The 16,997-nt window shown below is 68.9% G+C and carries 16 protein-coding genes; 9 read left to right on the forward strand and 7 right to left on the reverse strand.

The genetic code is table 11. The features are described 5' to 3' along the window. Positions 1-3: 3 nt before the first annotated feature. The 6 genes from DFR50_RS16005 to DFR50_RS16030 form a co-directional block, all read right to left on the reverse strand. Positions 4-411, reverse strand: coding sequence for an HIT domain-containing protein (locus DFR50_RS16005; protein ID WP_210208926.1), 408 nt, complete (start codon positions 409-411; stop codon positions 4-6). Then, a complete protein-coding gene (locus tag DFR50_RS16010; protein WP_113890278.1) occupies positions 408-1,631 on the reverse strand; it encodes a phosphopentomutase in 1,224 nt (407 codons plus the stop codon). Before DFR50_RS16010 ends, DFR50_RS16005 begins: the two co-directional genes overlap by 4 nt. An 8-nt stretch (positions 1,632-1,639) precedes the next feature. Further along, a complete protein-coding gene (locus tag DFR50_RS16015; protein WP_113890279.1) occupies positions 1,640-3,271 on the reverse strand; it encodes an ABC transporter ATP-binding protein in 1,632 nt (543 codons plus the stop codon). A gap of 85 nt (positions 3,272-3,356) precedes the next feature. Then, on the reverse strand, positions 3,357-4,520 hold the full coding sequence (locus DFR50_RS16020; protein ID WP_245427848.1) for an ABC transporter permease: 1,164 nt from the start codon (positions 4,518-4,520) through the stop codon (positions 3,357-3,359). Between the two features lie 138 nt (positions 4,521-4,658). Continuing rightward, positions 4,659-5,759: a microcin C ABC transporter permease YejB gene (locus DFR50_RS16025; protein ID WP_113890280.1), complete on the reverse strand. Its 1,101-nt coding sequence runs from the start codon at positions 5,757-5,759 to the stop codon at positions 4,659-4,661. A 116-nt stretch (positions 5,760-5,875) separates the two neighbouring features. Further along, the gene (locus DFR50_RS16030) at positions 5,876-7,741 is read right to left on the reverse strand and encodes an extracellular solute-binding protein (RefSeq protein ID WP_113890281.1); all 1,866 of its coding nucleotides are present in this window, start codon (positions 7,739-7,741) and stop codon (positions 5,876-5,878) included. A 167-nt stretch (positions 7,742-7,908) separates the two neighbouring features. On the opposite strand from DFR50_RS16030, the gene DFR50_RS16035 reads away from it, so the two are divergent. The 4 genes from DFR50_RS16035 (at position 7,909) to DFR50_RS16050 (ending at position 11,407) form a co-directional block, all read left to right on the forward strand. Beyond that, positions 7,909-8,415, forward strand: coding sequence for a GNAT family N-acetyltransferase (locus DFR50_RS16035; RefSeq protein ID WP_113890282.1), 507 nt, complete (start codon positions 7,909-7,911; stop codon positions 8,413-8,415). Positions 8,416-8,539: 124 nt separating this feature from the next. Then, on the forward strand, positions 8,540-9,055 hold the full coding sequence (locus DFR50_RS16040; protein WP_113890283.1) for a GNAT family N-acetyltransferase: 516 nt from the start codon (positions 8,540-8,542) through the stop codon (positions 9,053-9,055). Further along, positions 9,052-10,185 carry an alanine racemase gene (gene alr / locus DFR50_RS16045; RefSeq protein WP_113890284.1) on the forward strand — a complete coding sequence of 378 codons (1,134 nt, stop codon included), beginning with the start codon at positions 9,052-9,054 and terminating at the stop codon, positions 10,183-10,185. The genes DFR50_RS16040 and alr overlap by 4 nt, the downstream gene beginning before the upstream one ends. A gap of 604 nt (positions 10,186-10,789) precedes the next feature. After that, a complete protein-coding gene (locus tag DFR50_RS16050; RefSeq protein WP_113890285.1) occupies positions 10,790-11,407 on the forward strand; it encodes a hypothetical protein in 618 nt (205 codons plus the stop codon). Between the two features lie 3 nt (positions 11,408-11,410). Here DFR50_RS16050 and DFR50_RS16055 read toward each other — a convergent pair whose 3' ends face one another. Beyond that, positions 11,411-12,424 carry a polyprenyl synthetase family protein gene (locus DFR50_RS16055; RefSeq protein ID WP_245427831.1) on the reverse strand — a complete coding sequence of 338 codons (1,014 nt, stop codon included), beginning with the start codon at positions 12,422-12,424 and terminating at the stop codon, positions 11,411-11,413. An 83-nt stretch (positions 12,425-12,507) separates the two neighbouring features. On the opposite strand from DFR50_RS16055, the gene DFR50_RS16060 reads away from it, so the two are divergent. The 5 genes from DFR50_RS16060 (at position 12,508) to tdh (ending at position 16,966) form a co-directional block, all read left to right on the forward strand. Continuing rightward, positions 12,508-12,732 (forward strand): putative signal transducing protein, encoded by a 225-nt coding sequence (locus DFR50_RS16060; protein ID WP_113890343.1) that lies wholly within the window; start codon positions 12,508-12,510, stop codon positions 12,730-12,732. After that, entirely contained in the window at positions 12,725-13,540 is an 816-nt protein-coding gene (locus DFR50_RS16065; RefSeq protein ID WP_113890286.1) for a tRNA1(Val) (adenine(37)-N6)-methyltransferase, read from the forward strand. Before DFR50_RS16060 ends, DFR50_RS16065 begins: the two co-directional genes overlap by 8 nt. Before the next feature lie 51 nt (positions 13,541-13,591). Beyond that, positions 13,592-14,827 (forward strand): glycine C-acetyltransferase, encoded by a 1,236-nt coding sequence (locus DFR50_RS16070; protein ID WP_113890287.1) that lies wholly within the window; start codon positions 13,592-13,594, stop codon positions 14,825-14,827. Between the two features lie 367 nt (positions 14,828-15,194). Next, a complete protein-coding gene (locus tag DFR50_RS16075) occupies positions 15,195-15,923 on the forward strand; it encodes an SDR family oxidoreductase (RefSeq protein WP_113890288.1) in 729 nt (242 codons plus the stop codon). A 14-nt stretch (positions 15,924-15,937) separates the two neighbouring features. Beyond that, positions 15,938-16,966 (forward strand): L-threonine 3-dehydrogenase, encoded by a 1,029-nt coding sequence (gene tdh / locus DFR50_RS16080; protein WP_113890289.1) that lies wholly within the window; start codon positions 15,938-15,940, stop codon positions 16,964-16,966. Positions 16,967-16,997 lie beyond the last annotated feature (31 nt).

The raw sequence follows: 16,997 nt of genomic DNA on the forward strand, positions 1-16,997 counted from the left end.
GGCCTACAGCCCGAGCCCGCGGCGCGCCGCCGCGACCATGGCCGTGAACTCGGCCTCGCCATAGCCGACGGCCGCGCCAAAGCCCCAGACCGGGCCCGGCCAGGCCGGGTCGCCGGCATGGCGCGCGACCACGTGGACATGCAACTGCCGCACGATGTTGCCGAGCGCGCCGACGTTGATTTTTTCCGCGCCCGCGTGGGCCACGAGCCAGTCTCCGGCCTGCGAAACCTCCTCGATCAGAAGCGCGCGGGCGGCGGCGTCGAGATCGCTCAGCTCCACGGCGTTGGCGACCCGCGGCACGAGGATCAGCCACGGCCAGCGCGCGTCGTTCATCAGCAGGACGCGGCAGAGCGGCAGGTCGCCGACGAAGTCCGCATCCTGCGACAGGCGCGGGTGGAGCGAGAAGCTCATGCCGCCCACGCCTTCCCGTACCGCCCCGTCGGCAGGCCGAGCTTTGCCCCCAACGTCTCGGCGATGTCGGCGAGGCTTTTCCGCCCGCCAATTGGGCCGGCCGGCGCGCCGGCGCCGAACGCCAGGATCGGCACGTGCTCCCGCGTGTGGTCAAAGCCCTTGTAGGTCGGGTCGTTGCCGTGGTCGGCGGTGATGAGGCAGGCGTCGCTGGGGCGCATCGCGCGCTCGATGTCCGGCAGGCGCCGGTCGAACGCCTCGAGGCAGGCGGCGAAGCCGGGCACGTCGCGGCGATGGCCCCATTCCGTGTCGAAATCGACGAGGTTCACAAAAATCAACCCGCCGTCGGGCGTGTCCTTCAGCGCTTCGATCAGCAGATCGACGTTGCCGTCGTTGTTCTTGCCCTTGATCTCGCGCCCGGTGTCGCGATGGGCGAAAATGTCGCCGATCTTGCCGATCGACACCGTCGCGCGCCCCGCCTTCGCTGCGCGCTGCAGCAGGTTTCCGTCGGGCGGGGGCACGGCGAAATCCTTGCGGTGCGGGGTGCGAACGAAGTTGCTCGCGTCCGCCCCGACGAACGGCCGCGCGATCACCCGGCCGACGTTCAGCGGGTCGCACAGTTTTCGCGCGATGCGGCAGAGGTCCAGAAGCCGCTCGAGCCCGAACGCCTCCTCGTGCGCGGCGATCTGGAACACCGAGTCGGCCGAGGTGTAGCAGATCGGCTTGCCGGTGCGGACATGCTCCTCGCCGAATTCCTCGATGATCACGGTGCCCGAGGCGCGCATGTTGCCGAGAACGCCGGGCAGGCGGCCTTCGGCGATCAGCGCATCGGTCAGCGCCGGCGGAAAGGCGGGAACCGTGTCGGGAAAATAGCCCCAGTCGAACTCGACCGGCGTGCCGGCGATCTCCCAGTGGCCCGAGGGCGTGTCCTTGCCGCGCGAGGTCTCGATCCCGTAGCCCCACTGGCCGCGCGGGGCGGCGTCGAGGTCGAAGCCGGGCGGGGCGCGGCCGGTCGAGGCCTGCATGGCGTGGGCGAGGCCGAGGCCTGCGAGGTTGGGAACGGCGAGCGGCCCGCGCCGCACGCCGTCGCGGTTGCCGAGGCCCAGCGCGCAGGCTTCGGCGATGTGCCCGAGCGTGTCCGCCCCCTCGTCGCCATAAGCCGCGGCGTCCTCCGCGCCGCCGCAGCCGACCGAGTCGAGAACGACGAGAATCGCGCGGCCCATGATTCGCCTCACTGGCTGACGACGCCGGAAAACGTCGCCTCGTTGGAGAAAGCGGCGGCGAACAGGGCGCGGGTGTAGTCGCTCTGCGGGGCGGCGAAGATCGCCCGCGCCTCGCCGCTCTCCACCACTTTTCCGCGCCGCATCACGATGATCTCGCTCGCCAGAGCGCGCACGACCCTGAGATCGTGCGAGATGAACAGATAGGCGAGTTTGCGCCGCTTCTGCAAATCCCGGAGCAGGTCGACGATCTGGGCCTGGATCGTCATGTCGAGCGCCGAGGTCGGCTCGTCCAGCACGACGAATTTCGGGTCGAGCGCCATGGCGCGGGCGATGGCGATGCGCTGGCGCTGGCCGCCGGAAAACTCGTGCGGGTAGCGGTCGAGGGTGGACGAATCGAGGCCGGTGTCGCCGAGCGCCTGCTCGGCGACCCGGCGCCGCTCGGCGGCGTTGAGCTTGGTCCCCTGCGCGATCAGCCCCTCCTCGACGATCTCCGCCACCGACATGCGGGGCGACAGCGAGCCGAACGGGTCCTGGAACACCACCTGCATGTCGCGTCGGAGCGGGCGCATCTCCCGGGCGGTCAGCTTTTCGATCGGCCGTCCGCAATAGGCGATTGCGCCTTCCGAGCGGATCAGGCGCAGGATCGCGAGGCCGAGCGTGGTCTTGCCGGAGCCGGATTCGCCCACGACCCCGACCGTCTGCCCCTCGCGCACCGCGAGGCTGACGCCGTCGACCGCCTTCACGTGCCCGACCGTGCGGCGGAACAGGCCGCGGCGGATCGGGAACCAGACTTTTACGCCTTCGGCGCTCGCGATCGTCCGGGCGCTCCTGTCGGCCGGCGGCGGCTCGCCCTTCGGCTCGGCCGCGAGCAAGGCTTTGGTGTAGGGGTGCTGCGGGTCGGCGAACACCGCGGTGGTGCGCCCCTGCTCGACGATCCGGCCGTTCTGCATCACGATCACCTCGTCGGCGATCCGGCGCACGACGCCGAGGTCGTGGGTGATGAACAGCATCGCCATGCCCATCTTCAGCTGCAAGTCCTTCAGCAGCTTCAGGATCTGGGCCTGAACGGTGACGTCGAGGGCGGTGGTCGGCTCGTCGGCGATCAGGAGGTCGGGGCGGTTGGCGAGCGCCATGGCGATCATCACGCGCTGGCGCTGCCCGCCGGAAAGCTGATGCGGGTAGGCGCCGAGCCGCTCTTGGGGATCGATGATGCCGACCTCGGTCAGCAACTCGACGATGCGCTCCCGCGTCGCCGCCGCACGTCCTTCGTGGAGCGCGATGATCTCGCCGATCTGCCCCTCGATCGTGTGCAGCGGATTGAGCGAGGTCATCGGCTCCTGGAACACCATGGTGACGTTTCGGCCGCGCATCTCCCGCAATTCGGCGTCCGGCATTTTGAGGACGTCGCGGCCGCGAAACAGGATCTCGCCGGTCGGATAGCTGGCCGCCGGCTGCGGCAGCAGCCGGACGATCGCCTGCGCCGTCACCGTCTTGCCCGAGCCCGATTCGCCGACCAGCGCCAAGGCCTTCCCCTTCTCGAGCCGGAACGAAACCCGGTCGACCACAGTTTTACGCGCGGCGCCTTGCGCGAAGGCGATCGAGAGGTCGCGGACGTCGATCAGCGGCGGGTCGGCCTTCATGGCTGGCCCCCTGGTCCCCGGGCCGCGCACAGCGACCTCGAGCGTCGCCCGCGCCGCGGCGCGAGGGGATGGTTCGGACCGGCGGTCACGAAAAGGTCTTTCGCGGGTCGAAGGCGTCGCGCACGGCTTCGCCGATGAAGATCAGCAGCGACAGCAGCGCCGCGATGACAACAAAAGCGGAGACGCCGATCCAGGGCGCCGCGAGGTTGGACTTGCCCTGCAGGAGAAGCTCGCCGAGCGAGGGCGAACCCGGCGGCATGCCGAGCCCGAGGAAGTCGAGCGAGGTCAGCGTCGAGATCGACGAATTGATGATGAACGGCAAGAACGTCAGCGTCGCCACCATCGCGTTCGGCAGCACGTGCTTGACGATGATCTTGGCGTTCGACAGCCCGAGCGCCCGGGCGGCGTTGACGTACTCGAAATTGCGCGCGCGCAGGAACTCGGCGCGCACGACATGGACGAGGCTCACCCACGAGAACAAGAGCAGGATCACCAGCAGCACGACGAAACTGGGCGCCAGGATCGCCGACAGGATGATGAGGATGTAGAGGTGCGGCAGCGACGACCAGATCTCGATCACCCGCTGCATGACGAGGTCGAGCAGGCCGCCGAAATAGCCTTGCACCGCGCCGGCGAACACGCCGATCACCGACGACACGCCGGCGAGAATCAGCCCGAACAGCACCGAGATGCGGAAGCCGTAGAGCAGCCGGGCGACGATGTCGTGCCCGTCCTGGTCGGAGCCCAGCCACAGCGGCTCGAGCCTGGAGCAGGGCCTGGGGACTGTTTCGGCGTCGGGAAAATTCTGCTTCCCCAGCGCGGCGCGGCATTGCGCGTCGGTGAGCGCCCATGTCGGCGGGGTCGGCAGCGGCGTCGCCGGATTGAGGATGGTGGTCGAATTGGCGAACCGGACCGGCGGCCAGATCATCCAGCCGTGCGCCTTGATCTCGTCGGCGACGAACGGATCGCGATAGTCGGTCTGCGCCTGGAAGCCGCCGAACATGTCCTCGGGATAATTGACGAAGACGGGGAAGAGAAGCTGGCCCTTGTAGGAGGCGACCAGCGGCCTGTCGTTGGCGAGGAACTCGGCGCCGAGCGAGGCGACGAACAGGACGAGGAAGATGAGAAGCGACCACGCCCCGCGCCGGTTGCGGCGGAAATTGTCGAGCCGCCGGCGGTTCATCGGCGAGAGGTTCAGCCATCGGCGGTCTGCGCCGGGCCCGACCGCCGGGTCGCGCCCGAGCGCCAGCGCCTTGTCTTCGAGCCGGCCGCCTTCCTCCGTGAAGGGCAGAAGCGATTCGCCTTCGCCGGAACGAAGAGCGTCGAGCGACGACGGCTCGACGGACGGGCCTGGAGAGGACGAAGGGCCGTCGCGGGGCTCCACCCTCTAGACCTCCCGCGTCTCGAAATCGATACGCGGATCGATCCAGGTATAGGTGAGGTCGGAGATCAGGTTCACCACCAGGCCCAGGAGGGCGAAGATGTAGAGGTTGGCGAGCACGACGGGATAGTCGCGCTGGATCAGCGAATCGTAGGAGAGATAGCCGAGCCCGTCGAGCGAGAACACCTGCTCGATCAGCAGCGAGCCGGTGAAGAAGGCAGCGAGGAAGGCTCCGGGAAAGCCGGCGATCACGATCAGCATCGCGTTGCGGAAGACGTGGCCGTAGAGCACGCTGCGCTCGGACAACCCTTTCATGCGCGCCGTCTGGACGTAGTTCTTCTTGATCTCGTCGAGGAACGAATTTTTCGTGAGCAGCGTCGTGGTGGCGAACGAGCCGAGCACGAGCGCTGTCACCGGCAGCGTGATGTGCCACAGGTAATCGAGGACCTTGTGGGCGAGATCGAGGTCGGCGAAATTGTCCGAGGTCAGGCCGCGCAGCGGAAAGATCTGCCAGAACGAGCCGCCGCAGAAGAGCACGATCAAGAGCACCGCGAACAGGAAATTCGGGATCGCGTAGCCGAAGATGACGATTGCGGACGTCGCGGTGTCGAAGCGCGTGCCGTCCTTGACCGCCTTGCGGATGCCGAGCGGGATCGAGATCGCGTAGGACAGGAGCGTCATCCAGAGGCCGAGCGAGATCGACACCGGCAGCTTTTCCGCGATCAGCATCAAGACGGGCGTGTCGCGATAATAGCTCTTGCCGAAATTGAAGGTCGCGTAGTCGCGCACCAGGATGAGGAAGCGATCGAGCGCCGGCTTGTCGAAACCGTACTGCTTCTCGAGTTCCTTGATGAATTTTGGATCGAGTCCCTGCGAACCGCGGTAGCGCGAGGCGATGTCGCCGGCCGCCTGCGATCCGCCCGCGCCGATCTGCCCGCCCCCGCCGCCGAAGCCCGCGGTCGAACTCTGGTCGGCGCCCTGAAGCTGCGCGATCGCCCGCTCGACCGGCCCGCCCGGAACGAACTGCACGATGGCGAACGAGACCGCCATGATCCCGAGGATCGTCGGGATCATCAACAGGAGGCGGCGGACGACGTAGGCGAGCATCGGTCAGGCAGCCGGCGCAAGAACGGCAGTCGGCAATCGGCCGTCGGCAATCGGCAATCGGCGCCGCCCGGACGTCTCCCGCTGCCTAGTGCCGACTGCCGACTGCCGCATCGCCCTCACAGCCCGATCGCCTTCGCCTTCTCCGCATCCCACCACCACGTCCCGGGCGCGCCGACGCCGAGCTTCGGCTGCCGCTCGGGCCGCGCGAAGGCGTCCCAGTAGGCGATCCAGGCGGTGTCGCGATACCACATCGGCACCCAATAATGGCCCGCCCTGAGCACGCGGTCGAGCGCGCGGCAGGCGGTATTCAGCGCCTCGCGCGATTTCGCGTCGGCGATCGTTTCGACGAGCGCGTCGACCACCGGATCGGAGACGCCGGCGAGGTTGCGCGAGCCCTGCCGCGCCGCCGCCTCGGAGGTGAAGGCGACCTTGAGCTCCGACCCGGGGGTGGAGGAACCGCCGTTGGCCGCGGTGACCACGTCGAAGTCGAAGGCGTCGGTGCGGGCCTTGTATTGCGTCGCGTCGACGACCCGGATGTTGGCCTGGATGCCGAGGCGGCCGAGATTCTGGATGAACGGCAGGGTGTGCGGCTGGAGGGCGCTCGAAAAATCGAGGAACTCGATGGTCAGCGGCTTGCCGCCGGGCAGTTTCAGCACATTGCCGTCGCGCTGGCATCCGGCGGCGATCAGAAGCTCGTAGGCCTGCTTGAGCAGGGCGCGGTCGAAGCCCGAGCCGTCGCTTTCGGGGGGCGTATAGGGCTCGCCGAACACCGAGGCCGGCAGCCTGTCGCGAAACGGATCGAGCAGCTTCCGTTCGTCGGCGCCCGGCAGGCCCTTCGCCTCCATCGGCGTATTCGGGAAGAACGACACCACCCGCTTGTAGGCGGAATACATGATGTTCTTGTTGGTCCAGGTGAAGTCGAAGGCGAGCCCGATCGCCTCGCGCACCCGCGGGTCCTTGAACTGCTCGCGGCGGGTGTTGAGATACCACCCTTGCGTGCGCGACGGCGCGCCGTCGTGCAGCGTCTCCTTCTTCACCCGCCCGTCCTTGACGGCGGGGAAGTCGTAGGACGTGGCCCAGAAGCGCGAGGTGTATTCCTCGTGGTAGTTGATCGCGCCGCCCTTGAACGCCTCGAAGGCGACCTGCCGCTCGCGGTAATACTCGAACCGCACCCGGTCGAAATTGTTCTGCCCGAGGTTCACCGGCAGCTTCGCGCCCCAATAATCGGGCCGGCGCTGGTATTCGATGAACCGGCCCTGCTCGAAGGTTTTCACAAGGTAGGGGCCGGAGCCGAGCGGGGCGTCGAGGGTCGCGGCGGTGAAGTCGCGTCCTTTCCACCAGGCCGCCGAAAAGATCGGCATGCCGACGACGATCAGGTGCGCGTCGCGGCTTCTGTCCTTGACGAAGCGGACGTGAACCACGTCGTCCCCCTCCGGAGCGGCGGATTCGACCTCCCTGAGAAGCTGGGCGTAGATCGGATGGCCCTTGTCCTTCAGAATGGTGAGGGAAAAGGCGACGTCGGCCGCCGTGACGCGGGAGCCGTCGAAGAATTTCGCCTCGGGGCGCAGGCGGAAGCGATAGTCGAGCTTGTCGCCGGAGACGCGCACCGACTGGGCGAGGAGGCCGTAGACCGAATCGGGCTCGTCGCCGTTGGCCGTCATCAACGTGTCGAAGGTCGCGCCCATGCCGGCCGCGCCGTTGCCCTTCCAGCTGTAGATGTTGAGCGTGTCGAAGGTGTCGAAGGTCTGGTTGCCGCTCGTGCCGGTGGTCTGAAGCGACAGGAGCCCGCCGGTCGGCGCCTGTGGGTTGACGTAGGAAAAATGCGGGAAGTCAGCCGGCAGGGCGAGGTCGCCGAACGACGACAGGCCCCAGGTCTCGACCGAATCATCGGCAAGCGCCGCGAGCGGGCGGGGAAGGACCGTGGCGAGGGCGCCCGCCCCCGCCGCCTTCAGCGCCGCCCTCCGCGTGATGACCCCCGCCATGAGTTCCACTCCGCTCGCCTTCCGCGCTTTACCGCGCGCCATGGCGAATGGCCAGCGACCGCGGCGAAAGCGAGGCGGGCGGATGAACCCGCCGGTCGGGGGACATTAAGATTCGTCCATGGAGGACGCGGCTTGCCTCGCGCCGCGTCCTGAAGCTGAATGCGCGGATGATCATTCGCGACGCAGCGGCGCCAGACGCCGCGGATATCTGCGCGGTTCTTCGCCGCTCGATCGTCGAGCTCTGCGCGGTCGACCATGGCGACGAACCGGCCCTCCTCGCGGCGTGGCTGAGCAACAAGACGCCGGAGGCGATCGCAGGCTGGATGAAGCGGATCGACGTGTCCTACCTTGTCGCAGTCGATCGGGGCGCGATCGCTGCGGTCGGGGCCGTCACCGACGCCGGCGAGGTTCTTCTCGACTATGTGTCCCCCGATTTCCGGTTTCGCGGCGCGAGCCGGGCTTTGCTCGCCGCTTTGGAAGCCCGCGCCGCCGAGCGCGGCGCGACGCGCTGCACGCTGATCAGCACGGAAACGGCGCGAGCGTTCTATCTCGCGCGGGGCTATCGGGAGGTCAGCGCGCCGGTCAGGAAATTCGGGATGAACTCGGGCTATCCGATGTCCCGGCCTCTGTCGCCGCCCGCTTCGACTTTGCCGCCGCGCCAGGACCAGGCGTAGAGGGGTCGTCGCCCATCGCGCCGCGCCCACGGCGGACGATTTCATCCCGAGCGGCGGGTTCCGACCGTCCCGCGAGGGCCCGGCCTTGCCGCGGCGGATCGTCGAGGTGTAGGGCGGGGCGATCATGACCGATATCGCTTCCCCCTCCGAACGCCTGCGCCCCGAAGGCGACGCCCTTGCTCTGCGACCCTTGTCGATTGCGGACGCGGAGGCCGCCGCGGCCGTCGTTCGAACCGCCTTCGCCGCGCAGCCCCGTGCGACCGAACCGCCGTCGTCGGCCCTGCGCGAGACGGCGGCGGCGATCGCCGCCAGGATCGCCGCGGGCGGCGGGTTCGGCGTCTTCGACGACGCCCGGCTCGTCGCCGTCGCGCTCTGGCAGCCCGACGGCGACGCGGTCATGATCGGGCGCGTCTGCGCTTTGCCGGACTATCGCGGGCGCACACTGAGTCGAAAACTCCTCGTCGCCTGCGAAAAGGCTGCGCGCGCGCAAGCCGTCGAGCGCCTGCGACTCCGGGTGCGGCTCGCGCTTCCGGAAAACGAGGCGCTGTTCAGGCGATTCGGTTTCGTCCGCGTCAGCGTCGAGGCGCACGCCGGATTCGACAGGCCGACGGTCGCAGTGATGGAGAAGCCGCTCCGGTGACCGCCCCCCTCGACAGCGCGCCGGGCCGCCTGACCATCGATCTCGCCGCCCTCGCCGACAATTATTCGACGCTCGCGCGCCGCGTGGCGCCCGCCCGGTGCGCCGCCGTGGTCAAGGCCGACGCTTACGGGATCGGCCTCGAACGGGCGGTCGCTGCGTTTTGGGCCGCCGGCGCGCGCGCGTTCTTCGTCGCTCACCTCGGCGAAGGCGTCCTTGCGCGCAACCTCCTGCCGGAGGAAGCGGAGATTTACGTCCTGAACGGGCTCGAGGGGGACGCCGATCCGGCCGACTACGGCGCGCATCGCTTGAAGCCCGCGATCGGCAGCCCCGAGGAATTTTCGCGATGGACGGCCTTCGCGGCGCGGCGCGGGCGGCCGTCGCCTTGCGCGCTCCATCTCGACACCGGCATGCGCCGGCTCGGCTTCGATTCGCTCGCGGCGCTGACAATCGCGATGGAGCGCGACGGCGCCGCGAGCGGCGCCGACCTGCTCATGAGCCATTTCGTGTCGTCGGAAATCCCCGACGATCCGCTGAACGCGATCCAGATCGCGCGGTTCGCGGCGGCGCGGGCGGCGTTTCCGCACCTTCGCGCTTCCTTCGCCAATTCGTCCGCGATCTTTCTGCCGCAGCGCCCGATCCACGACCTCGCCCGGCCGGGCTACGCCCTCTACGGCGGCAACCCGACGCCGGGGCGTCCGAACCCGATGCGGCCGGTCGCCACGCTCACGGTCGCGGTGCAGCAGACCCGCTGGATCGAGGCCGGCGTGCCGTGCGGCTACAACGCCCGCTGGACGGCGAAGCGCAGAACCCGGCTCGCGACCCTCCTCGCCGGTTACGCGGACGGCCTGCCGCGGGCGGCCGGCGCGACCGACGAGCAGCCGGGCGCCGAGGTTCTGCTCGCCGGGCGGCGCTGCCCGCTGGTCGGACGAGTGTCGATGGACCTCGTCATCGCCGACGTGACCGACGTCCCCGAGGCGGCGGTCCGGCCGGGCGACCGGGCGGAGCTGTTCGGCGCCGGGATCGAGATCGACGATTTCGCCGCGCGAAGCGGCACGATCGGCTATCGCCTGCTGACGAGCCTCGGCCGGCGCTACCGGCGCACTTATGTCGGCGGCCAGGCTTCGTCATGATGCGGGAGACCTGATCGGCGATCCCGGCGCGGCTGACGGCGATGCACTCGACCTCGTCGGACGCCCGAAGGAGGGCGCTGAGCGCGAACCCTGCCGGTCGAAAAAACTCCAGACATCGGAAGGCAGAGGCTTCTTGTCGCAGGTCGGCGACGGATCGAAAGCTCCGTCTGAACCCTACGAATTCCGTCGGTCTCGAGAACCCGTATTTCGTCTTGAGCTCCTCAAAATAACGGCGACGCGTGCCGGACGGCGTTGCGAGTCGATCGCCGCTTCGGCGCGCCAGAGACGGAGACGGTCGCGCTCAGGATTCGCGTTGCAGATATTCCGCACGCCGGCCCTTGTACAAAACAGAAGCAATAACGTATGTTGTTCGTTCAGGACCCAAACCGGACATTCGATGCGCCTCGCTTCGCTCTCGCCTCGCCTCCGCCAACCGGGGACTCCTTCGCCCGCCGACGAACCGGGGTCGAACACGATACCGGTGTCGAGGTCGGCCAGAATGCCGGGCGAGAGCCGCCGAACCGCTTCGGGACTTGGCCGGTCCGCGCCGAACCTTGCAACTTTCACCAGCCACGCCGTTGAATTCCTGCGGGCGCAAACATGCGTGCGCCGGCCCGCGGCGGCGCTCCTGGCGGGTCTCGCCCTGGCGGCGGCGCTGGGCCTCGCCCCCGCGCAGGCGAAGGAGACCGTCGTCTTCCTGCGCCACGGGGAGAAGCCGGCCCTGGGGCTCGGGCAGATCGACTGCCGGGGCCTCAATCGCGCGCTGAAACTGCCGGCGACGCTCGCGGCGCTGTTCCCGGCGCCCGAGTATGGCAAGCCGGCGGCCATCTTCGCCCCCAACCCGTCGGTCCAGGAAAACGATCACGGCGTCATGTACGACTACATCCGGCCGCTCGTCACCATCGCGCCGACCGCGATCGCGCTCGGCATGCCGGTCGATACGCAGCACGGCCACGACGACATCGCCGGGCTGACGAAAGCCCTCGAGAAGGACGCGTACCGCGACGCGCTCGTCCTCGTCGCGTGGGAGCACCGGATGGCGGAAGAGGCGGCCCGCCAGCTGGTCAGGGATTTCGGCGGCGACCCTGACGTCGTTCCCAAATGGGACAGGAGCGACTTCGACAGCGTCTACATTGTCACGATCGACCGCGACCAGAAAAGCGCCGCCTTTGAAAAGAAGGCGCAAGGCCTCGACGGACAGCCGGACGCCTGTCCGCAATAGGCCTCAGTGGGCGCGGCCGATGGCGAACTCGACCGCGTCGCGCAGCGCCTGCTTCCAGGGCGAGGCGGGAAACAGTTCCAGCGCGTCGACCGACATCGCGCCGTAGTGGCGGGCGCGCTCGATCGTATCCTCGAGCGCCCGGTGCTTCTTCATCGTCGCCAGCGCGAATTCGAGATCGCCCTCCCCGATCTCGCCCTTCTCCAGCGTGCGGCGCCAGAACTCGCGCTCGGCCTGCGAGCCGCGCCGGAACGACAGCACGATCGGCAGGGTGATCTTGCCCTCGCGAAAATCGTCGCCGACGTTCTTGCCGAGCTTGGCCGACGACCCGCCGTAGTCGAGCGCGTCGTCAATCAACTGGAAGGCGACGCCGAGATTGGCGCCGTAGGCCCGGCAGGCGGCGATTTCGGCCTTGCTCCGCCCGGCCAGGATCGGGCCGACCTCGCAGGCGGCGGCGAACAGCGCCGCGGTCTTGGCGCGGATCACGGCGAGATAGGCGTCCTCGGTGGTTTCGGTGTCCTTGGCGGCGGAGAGTTGCATCACCTCGCCCTCCGCGATGATGACCGCGGCGGAAGACAGGACGTCGAGGCATTGCATCGACCCGACCTCGACCATCATCTTGAACGCCTGTCCGAGCAGGAAGTCGCCCACCAGCACGCTCGCCTCGTTGCCCCACAGCATCCGGGCGGCCGCCTTGCCGCGGCGCATCTCGCTGTCGTCGACCACGTCGTCGTGCAGAAGCGTCGCGGTGTGCATGAACTCCACCGCCGCCGCGAGCTTGACGTGCCCGCCGCCCTCGTAGCCGCACAATCCGGCGGTCGCGAGCGTCAGAATCGGCCGAAGGCGCTTGCCGCCCGAGGAAATCAGATGGTTGGCGACCTCGGGGATCATCGTGACCTCCGAGCCCGTGCGGGACAGGATCGTCTGGTTCACCCGCGTCATGTCGCCGGCGACGAGCTTGACCAGCGGCGCAATCAGGCGATCGACCGGCTTTTCTTCGAGCGGAACCACGACACCCACGACACGCTATCCCTTGCCACCAGTCGGGAGACGACCATAAAGACGCATAATCCGCGCGGCAAGTGCGCCTTCCGGGGGTTGCCTTGATCGAAATCCTCCGAACCAATGATCTCGTCCTGATCTCGGCCGTGGAATCGCTCTTGCGGGCGGCGGGCTTCGACTGTTTCGTCGCAGATCAGCACATGGCCGCGGTCGAGGGATCGCTCGGCTTCCTTCCGCGCCGCATCCTCGTGGACAAGGACGACGCGGTGCGGGCGCGGCGGCTCCTGACCGAGGCGGGACTCGCGGACGAACTGCGCGATGTCTGACCCGGCGCCGGGGATGCTCGGCGAACAAGAGCCGAACGGCGTGTCCGTGGGCGCCTGGCTCGGCGGACGCCTGGTCCTGGCGCAGCCGCTGAAAGGCCATCGCGTCGGTTCGGACGCGGCGCTTCTCGCCGCCGCGGCCGATCTCGCCGAAGGCCGTCTGGTCGACGTCGGCGCCGGCGTCGGGGCGGTCGGCCTCGCGATCCTGGCGCGCAGCGCCCGCGGCGTCGCGGACCTGATCGAGGTCGACGCCCGATCGGCAGGACTGGCTACGGAAAACGCGGCCCGCAACGGGCTCGGAGCCCGAGCGATGGTCGCCCGGGTCGACGTCTTCGACGCCCGGGCGCGGCGCACGGCCGGGGTCGCCGACGAGGCCGCCGCCCTGGTCGTCACCAATCCGCCGTTTTTCGCCCCTGGCGCCGTCCGGGCGTCCGCCGATCCCGGCCGCGCGCGCGCCCATGTGTTCGGCGCCGACGCCGGCGCCGAGCCGCTCGCGGGCTGGATCCGGGCCTGTCTCTCCGTGCTCGCGCCCGGCGGGCGGTTCGTCATGATCCACCGGCCCGACGCTCTCGCGGCGATCCTCGCGGCGGCCGGCAACCGGCTGGGGGCGCTCGCGCTTCTGCCGGTCCATCCGCGCGCCGGGGCCTCGGCGCACCGGCTCCTCGTCTCGGGCGTCAAGGGCTCGAAAGCGCCGCTTCGCATTGCGCCGGCGCTCGTGCTGCACCAGACGGACGGGCGGTTGACGCCGGAAGCCGATGCGCTGCATCGTGGCGAAGGGCTGATCGACTGGGGCGGAGGCGGGCCGCCTTGATGGGGCCGGCTTCGTTGCTAATGTCGCGTCCGACCGTCTTTTGAGGCGCCCATGACCGACGCGTTCCTCCGCCACATCCGCGCTACGCTCGACGAGATCGAGGCCGCCGGTCTGATGAAGCGCGAACGGCTCCTCGCCGGGCCCCAGGGCGGGCGTATCCGCGTCGCCGCGGAGGCCGGCGAGCGGGAGATGCTGAACCTCTGCGCCAACAACTACCTCGGCCTGGCCGATGACCCGCAGGTGATCGCCGCAGCGCGCGACGCAATGCAGGCTTTCGGATTCGGCATGGCCTCGGTGCGCTTCATCTGCGGCGCGCAGACGCTGCATCGCGACCTCGAACGGGCGATCGCGACGCATCTGGGCAAGGACGACGCCATCGTCTTCGCCGCCTGCTTCGACGCCAACGGCGGCGTGTTCGAACCCTTGCTCGGCGAAGAGGACGCGATCATTTCCGACAGCCTCAACCACGCCTCGATCATCGACGGCGTGCGCCTGTCGAAGGCGAAGCGCTACCGCTACGCCAATTCCGACATGAACGGCCTCGAGGACTGCCTGAAACAGGCTGCGGCGGACGGCGCGCGGTTCAAGCTGATCGCCACCGACGGCGTGTTCTCGATGGACGGTTACCTGGCGAAGCTTCCCGACATCTGCGCCCTCGCCGACCGCCACGGCGCGCTCGTGCTGGTCGACGACTGCCACGCGACCGGGCACCTGGGCGAGAAGGGCCGCGGCACGCCGGCCCTGACCGGCGCCGGCGACCGGGTCGCCATCGTCACCGGCACGTTCGGCAAGACGCTCGGCGGCGGCATGGGCGGGTTCGTCGCCGCGCCGCAGCCGATCGTCGACCTGCTGCGGCAGCGCGCGCGGCCCTATCTCTTCTCGAACTCGCTCGCGCCCCCGGTCGCCGCCGGGGCGCTGAAGGCGCTCGAGATCGCGATCGCCGCCGACGACCGCCGCGCCCGGCTTCAGGACCTCACGAAGCGCTTCCGGGCCGGGGTCGAAGCGGCCGGGTTCAAGACCCTGCCGGGGGTGACGCCGATCATCCCCGTCATGCTCGGCGACGCGCGCCTCGCGCAGGATCTTTCCCGCGCGCTCGACGAGCGCGGAATCTATGTCGCGGGCTTTGTCTTCCCCGTCGTTCCCAAGGGGCAGGCCCGCATCCGCACCCAGATGTCGGCGGCGCTGACGGAAGCGGACGTGGATTTCGCGGTGTCGGCCTTCGCCGACGCGGGGCGGCGTCTGGGGGTGACCGAGGGGACCGCGGCTTCGGCCGGGCGACAGGCATGACAGGGGGTTCTCGTGTCGACCGTTTTCGTCATCGAGGACGAAATTCATGGCGACTTGATCGGGGGCGAGTATGCGACTCTTGAGGAAGCGATTTCCGAGCTTCGCCGTCGTGCGGCCCTGCCTTGGGACAAGCTTCCCAACGTCGCTCCGTGCAGAAGCTGGCGCACATGCGGGCGCAGATATCAGGTCTTGGAATACGACCCCTCCACTCTCCCCTGGACGAAACTGCGATGTCTGCCTGCTCTGAATGTCTCCGCACGAGGGGCCGACTGGCTTCTCGCCCCGGGGACTGGCGGATACCAGTCGTCATGAAATTTGAATCGCTCGATCGAATCCACTTTCGACCCGGCCGGCACGGGAGAGAACCATGACGAAAGCGCTGGACGGAAAGGTCGCCGTCGTGACGGGGGCGGCGTCGGGCATCGGCCTGGCGAGCGCCGAGGCGATGCTCGCGGCCGGCGCCCGCGTCGTGACGGCGGACCGCGACGAGGCCGCGCTGAAGGCCCTGCACGCCCGTCACGGCGACGCCGTCGTGCCGCTGGTCGTCGATCTCCTCGACCCTGCGGACTGCGCCTCGCTCGTCCCGCGGGCGCTTTCGGCGGCCGGCCGGATCGACGTCTTCCACGCCAACGCCGGAACCTATGTCGGCGGCGACCTCGTCGACGCCGACGCCGCCGCGATCGACCGGATGCTGACCCTCAACGTCAACGTGGTGATGAAGAACGTCCACGACGTGCTGCCGCACATGATCGCGCGCAAGACCGGCGACGTCATCGTGACCAGTTCGCTCGCCGCCCATTATCCGACGCCGTGGGAGCCGGTCTACGCGTCGTCGAAATGGGCGATCAACGCCTTCGTCCAGATCGTCCGGCGGCAGGTGTTCAAGCACGGCGTCCGCGTCGGGGCGATCTCGCCGGGCCCGGTCATCACCGGACTGCTCGCCGACTGGCCGCAGGACAAGCTGCAGGAGCTCAAGGCGCAGGGCAGCCTGCTCGAGGCGAGCGAAGTGGCCGAGGTGATCCTGTTCATGCTGACCCGGCCGCGCGGCATGACGATCCGCGACGTGGTCATGATGCCCACCAACTTCGATCTCTAGCAGGCGGAACCCCCATGCGCGCCCTCGTCAAGGAGAAGCCTGAGCCCGGCCTGTGGCTCGCCGAGCAGCCGATCCCGGAGATCGGGCCGGACGACGTGCTGGTCCGGATCCGCAAGACCGGCATCTGCGGCACCGACATTCACATCTTCAACTGGGACGAATGGGCGCGCAAGACGATCCCGACGCCGATGACCATCGGCCACGAATACGCCGGCGAGATCGCCGAGGTCGGCGCCAACGTCAAGCGCCTCGCGGTCGGCCAGCGGGTCTCGGGCGAGGGCCACGTGATCGGCATGCAGAGCCGGGCGGCGCGCGGCGGGCGCTATCACCTCGATCCCGAAACGCGCGGCATCGGGGTCAACATCCCCGGCGCGTTCGCCGAATACGCGCGGGTTCCGGCGTTCAACATCGTGCCGCTGCCCGACGACGTCGACGACGAGCTCGGCGCCATCCTCGATCCGCTCGGCAACGCGGTCCATACCGCGCTCGCCTACGACCTCGTCGGCGAGGACGTGCTGATCACCGGCGCCGGGCCGATCGGAATCATGGCCGGGGCGGTGGCGCGCCATGTCGGCGCCCGGCACGTGGTGATCACCGACGTCAACCCCAAGCGCCTCGCGCTCGCGGCCGAGGTCGCCGACATCCTGCCCGTCGACGTTTCGCGGGAGGACCTCAAGGCGGTGATGGCCCGGCTCGGCATGACGGAGGGCTTCGACGTCGCGCTCGAGATGAGCGGCGCGCCTTCGGCCTTCGACCAGCTGCTCGACTCGGTCGTGACCGGCGGCCGCGTCGCGCTGCTCGGCCTGCCGGCCGCGCCGACGCTGGTCGACTGGAACAAGGTGATCTTCAAGCAGCTGACGCTCAAGGGGATCTATGGCCGCGAGATGTTCGAGACCTGGCACAAGATGATCGCCATGCTGGAGAGCGGCCTCGCCGTGCGCAAGGTGATCACCCATCGTCTGCCGGCGGCGCAATTTCTCGACGGCTTCGAGATCATGCGCCGCGGCGACAGCGGCAAGATCGTGCTCGACTGGACGGCGTGAGCCCCGAGCGCCGTGCGCCGTCATCGCGGGG

The sequence above is a fragment of the Roseiarcus fermentans genome (assembly GCF_003315135.1).
In the GTDB taxonomy this organism is placed as follows: Bacteria; Pseudomonadota; Alphaproteobacteria; order Rhizobiales; family Beijerinckiaceae; genus Roseiarcus; species Roseiarcus fermentans.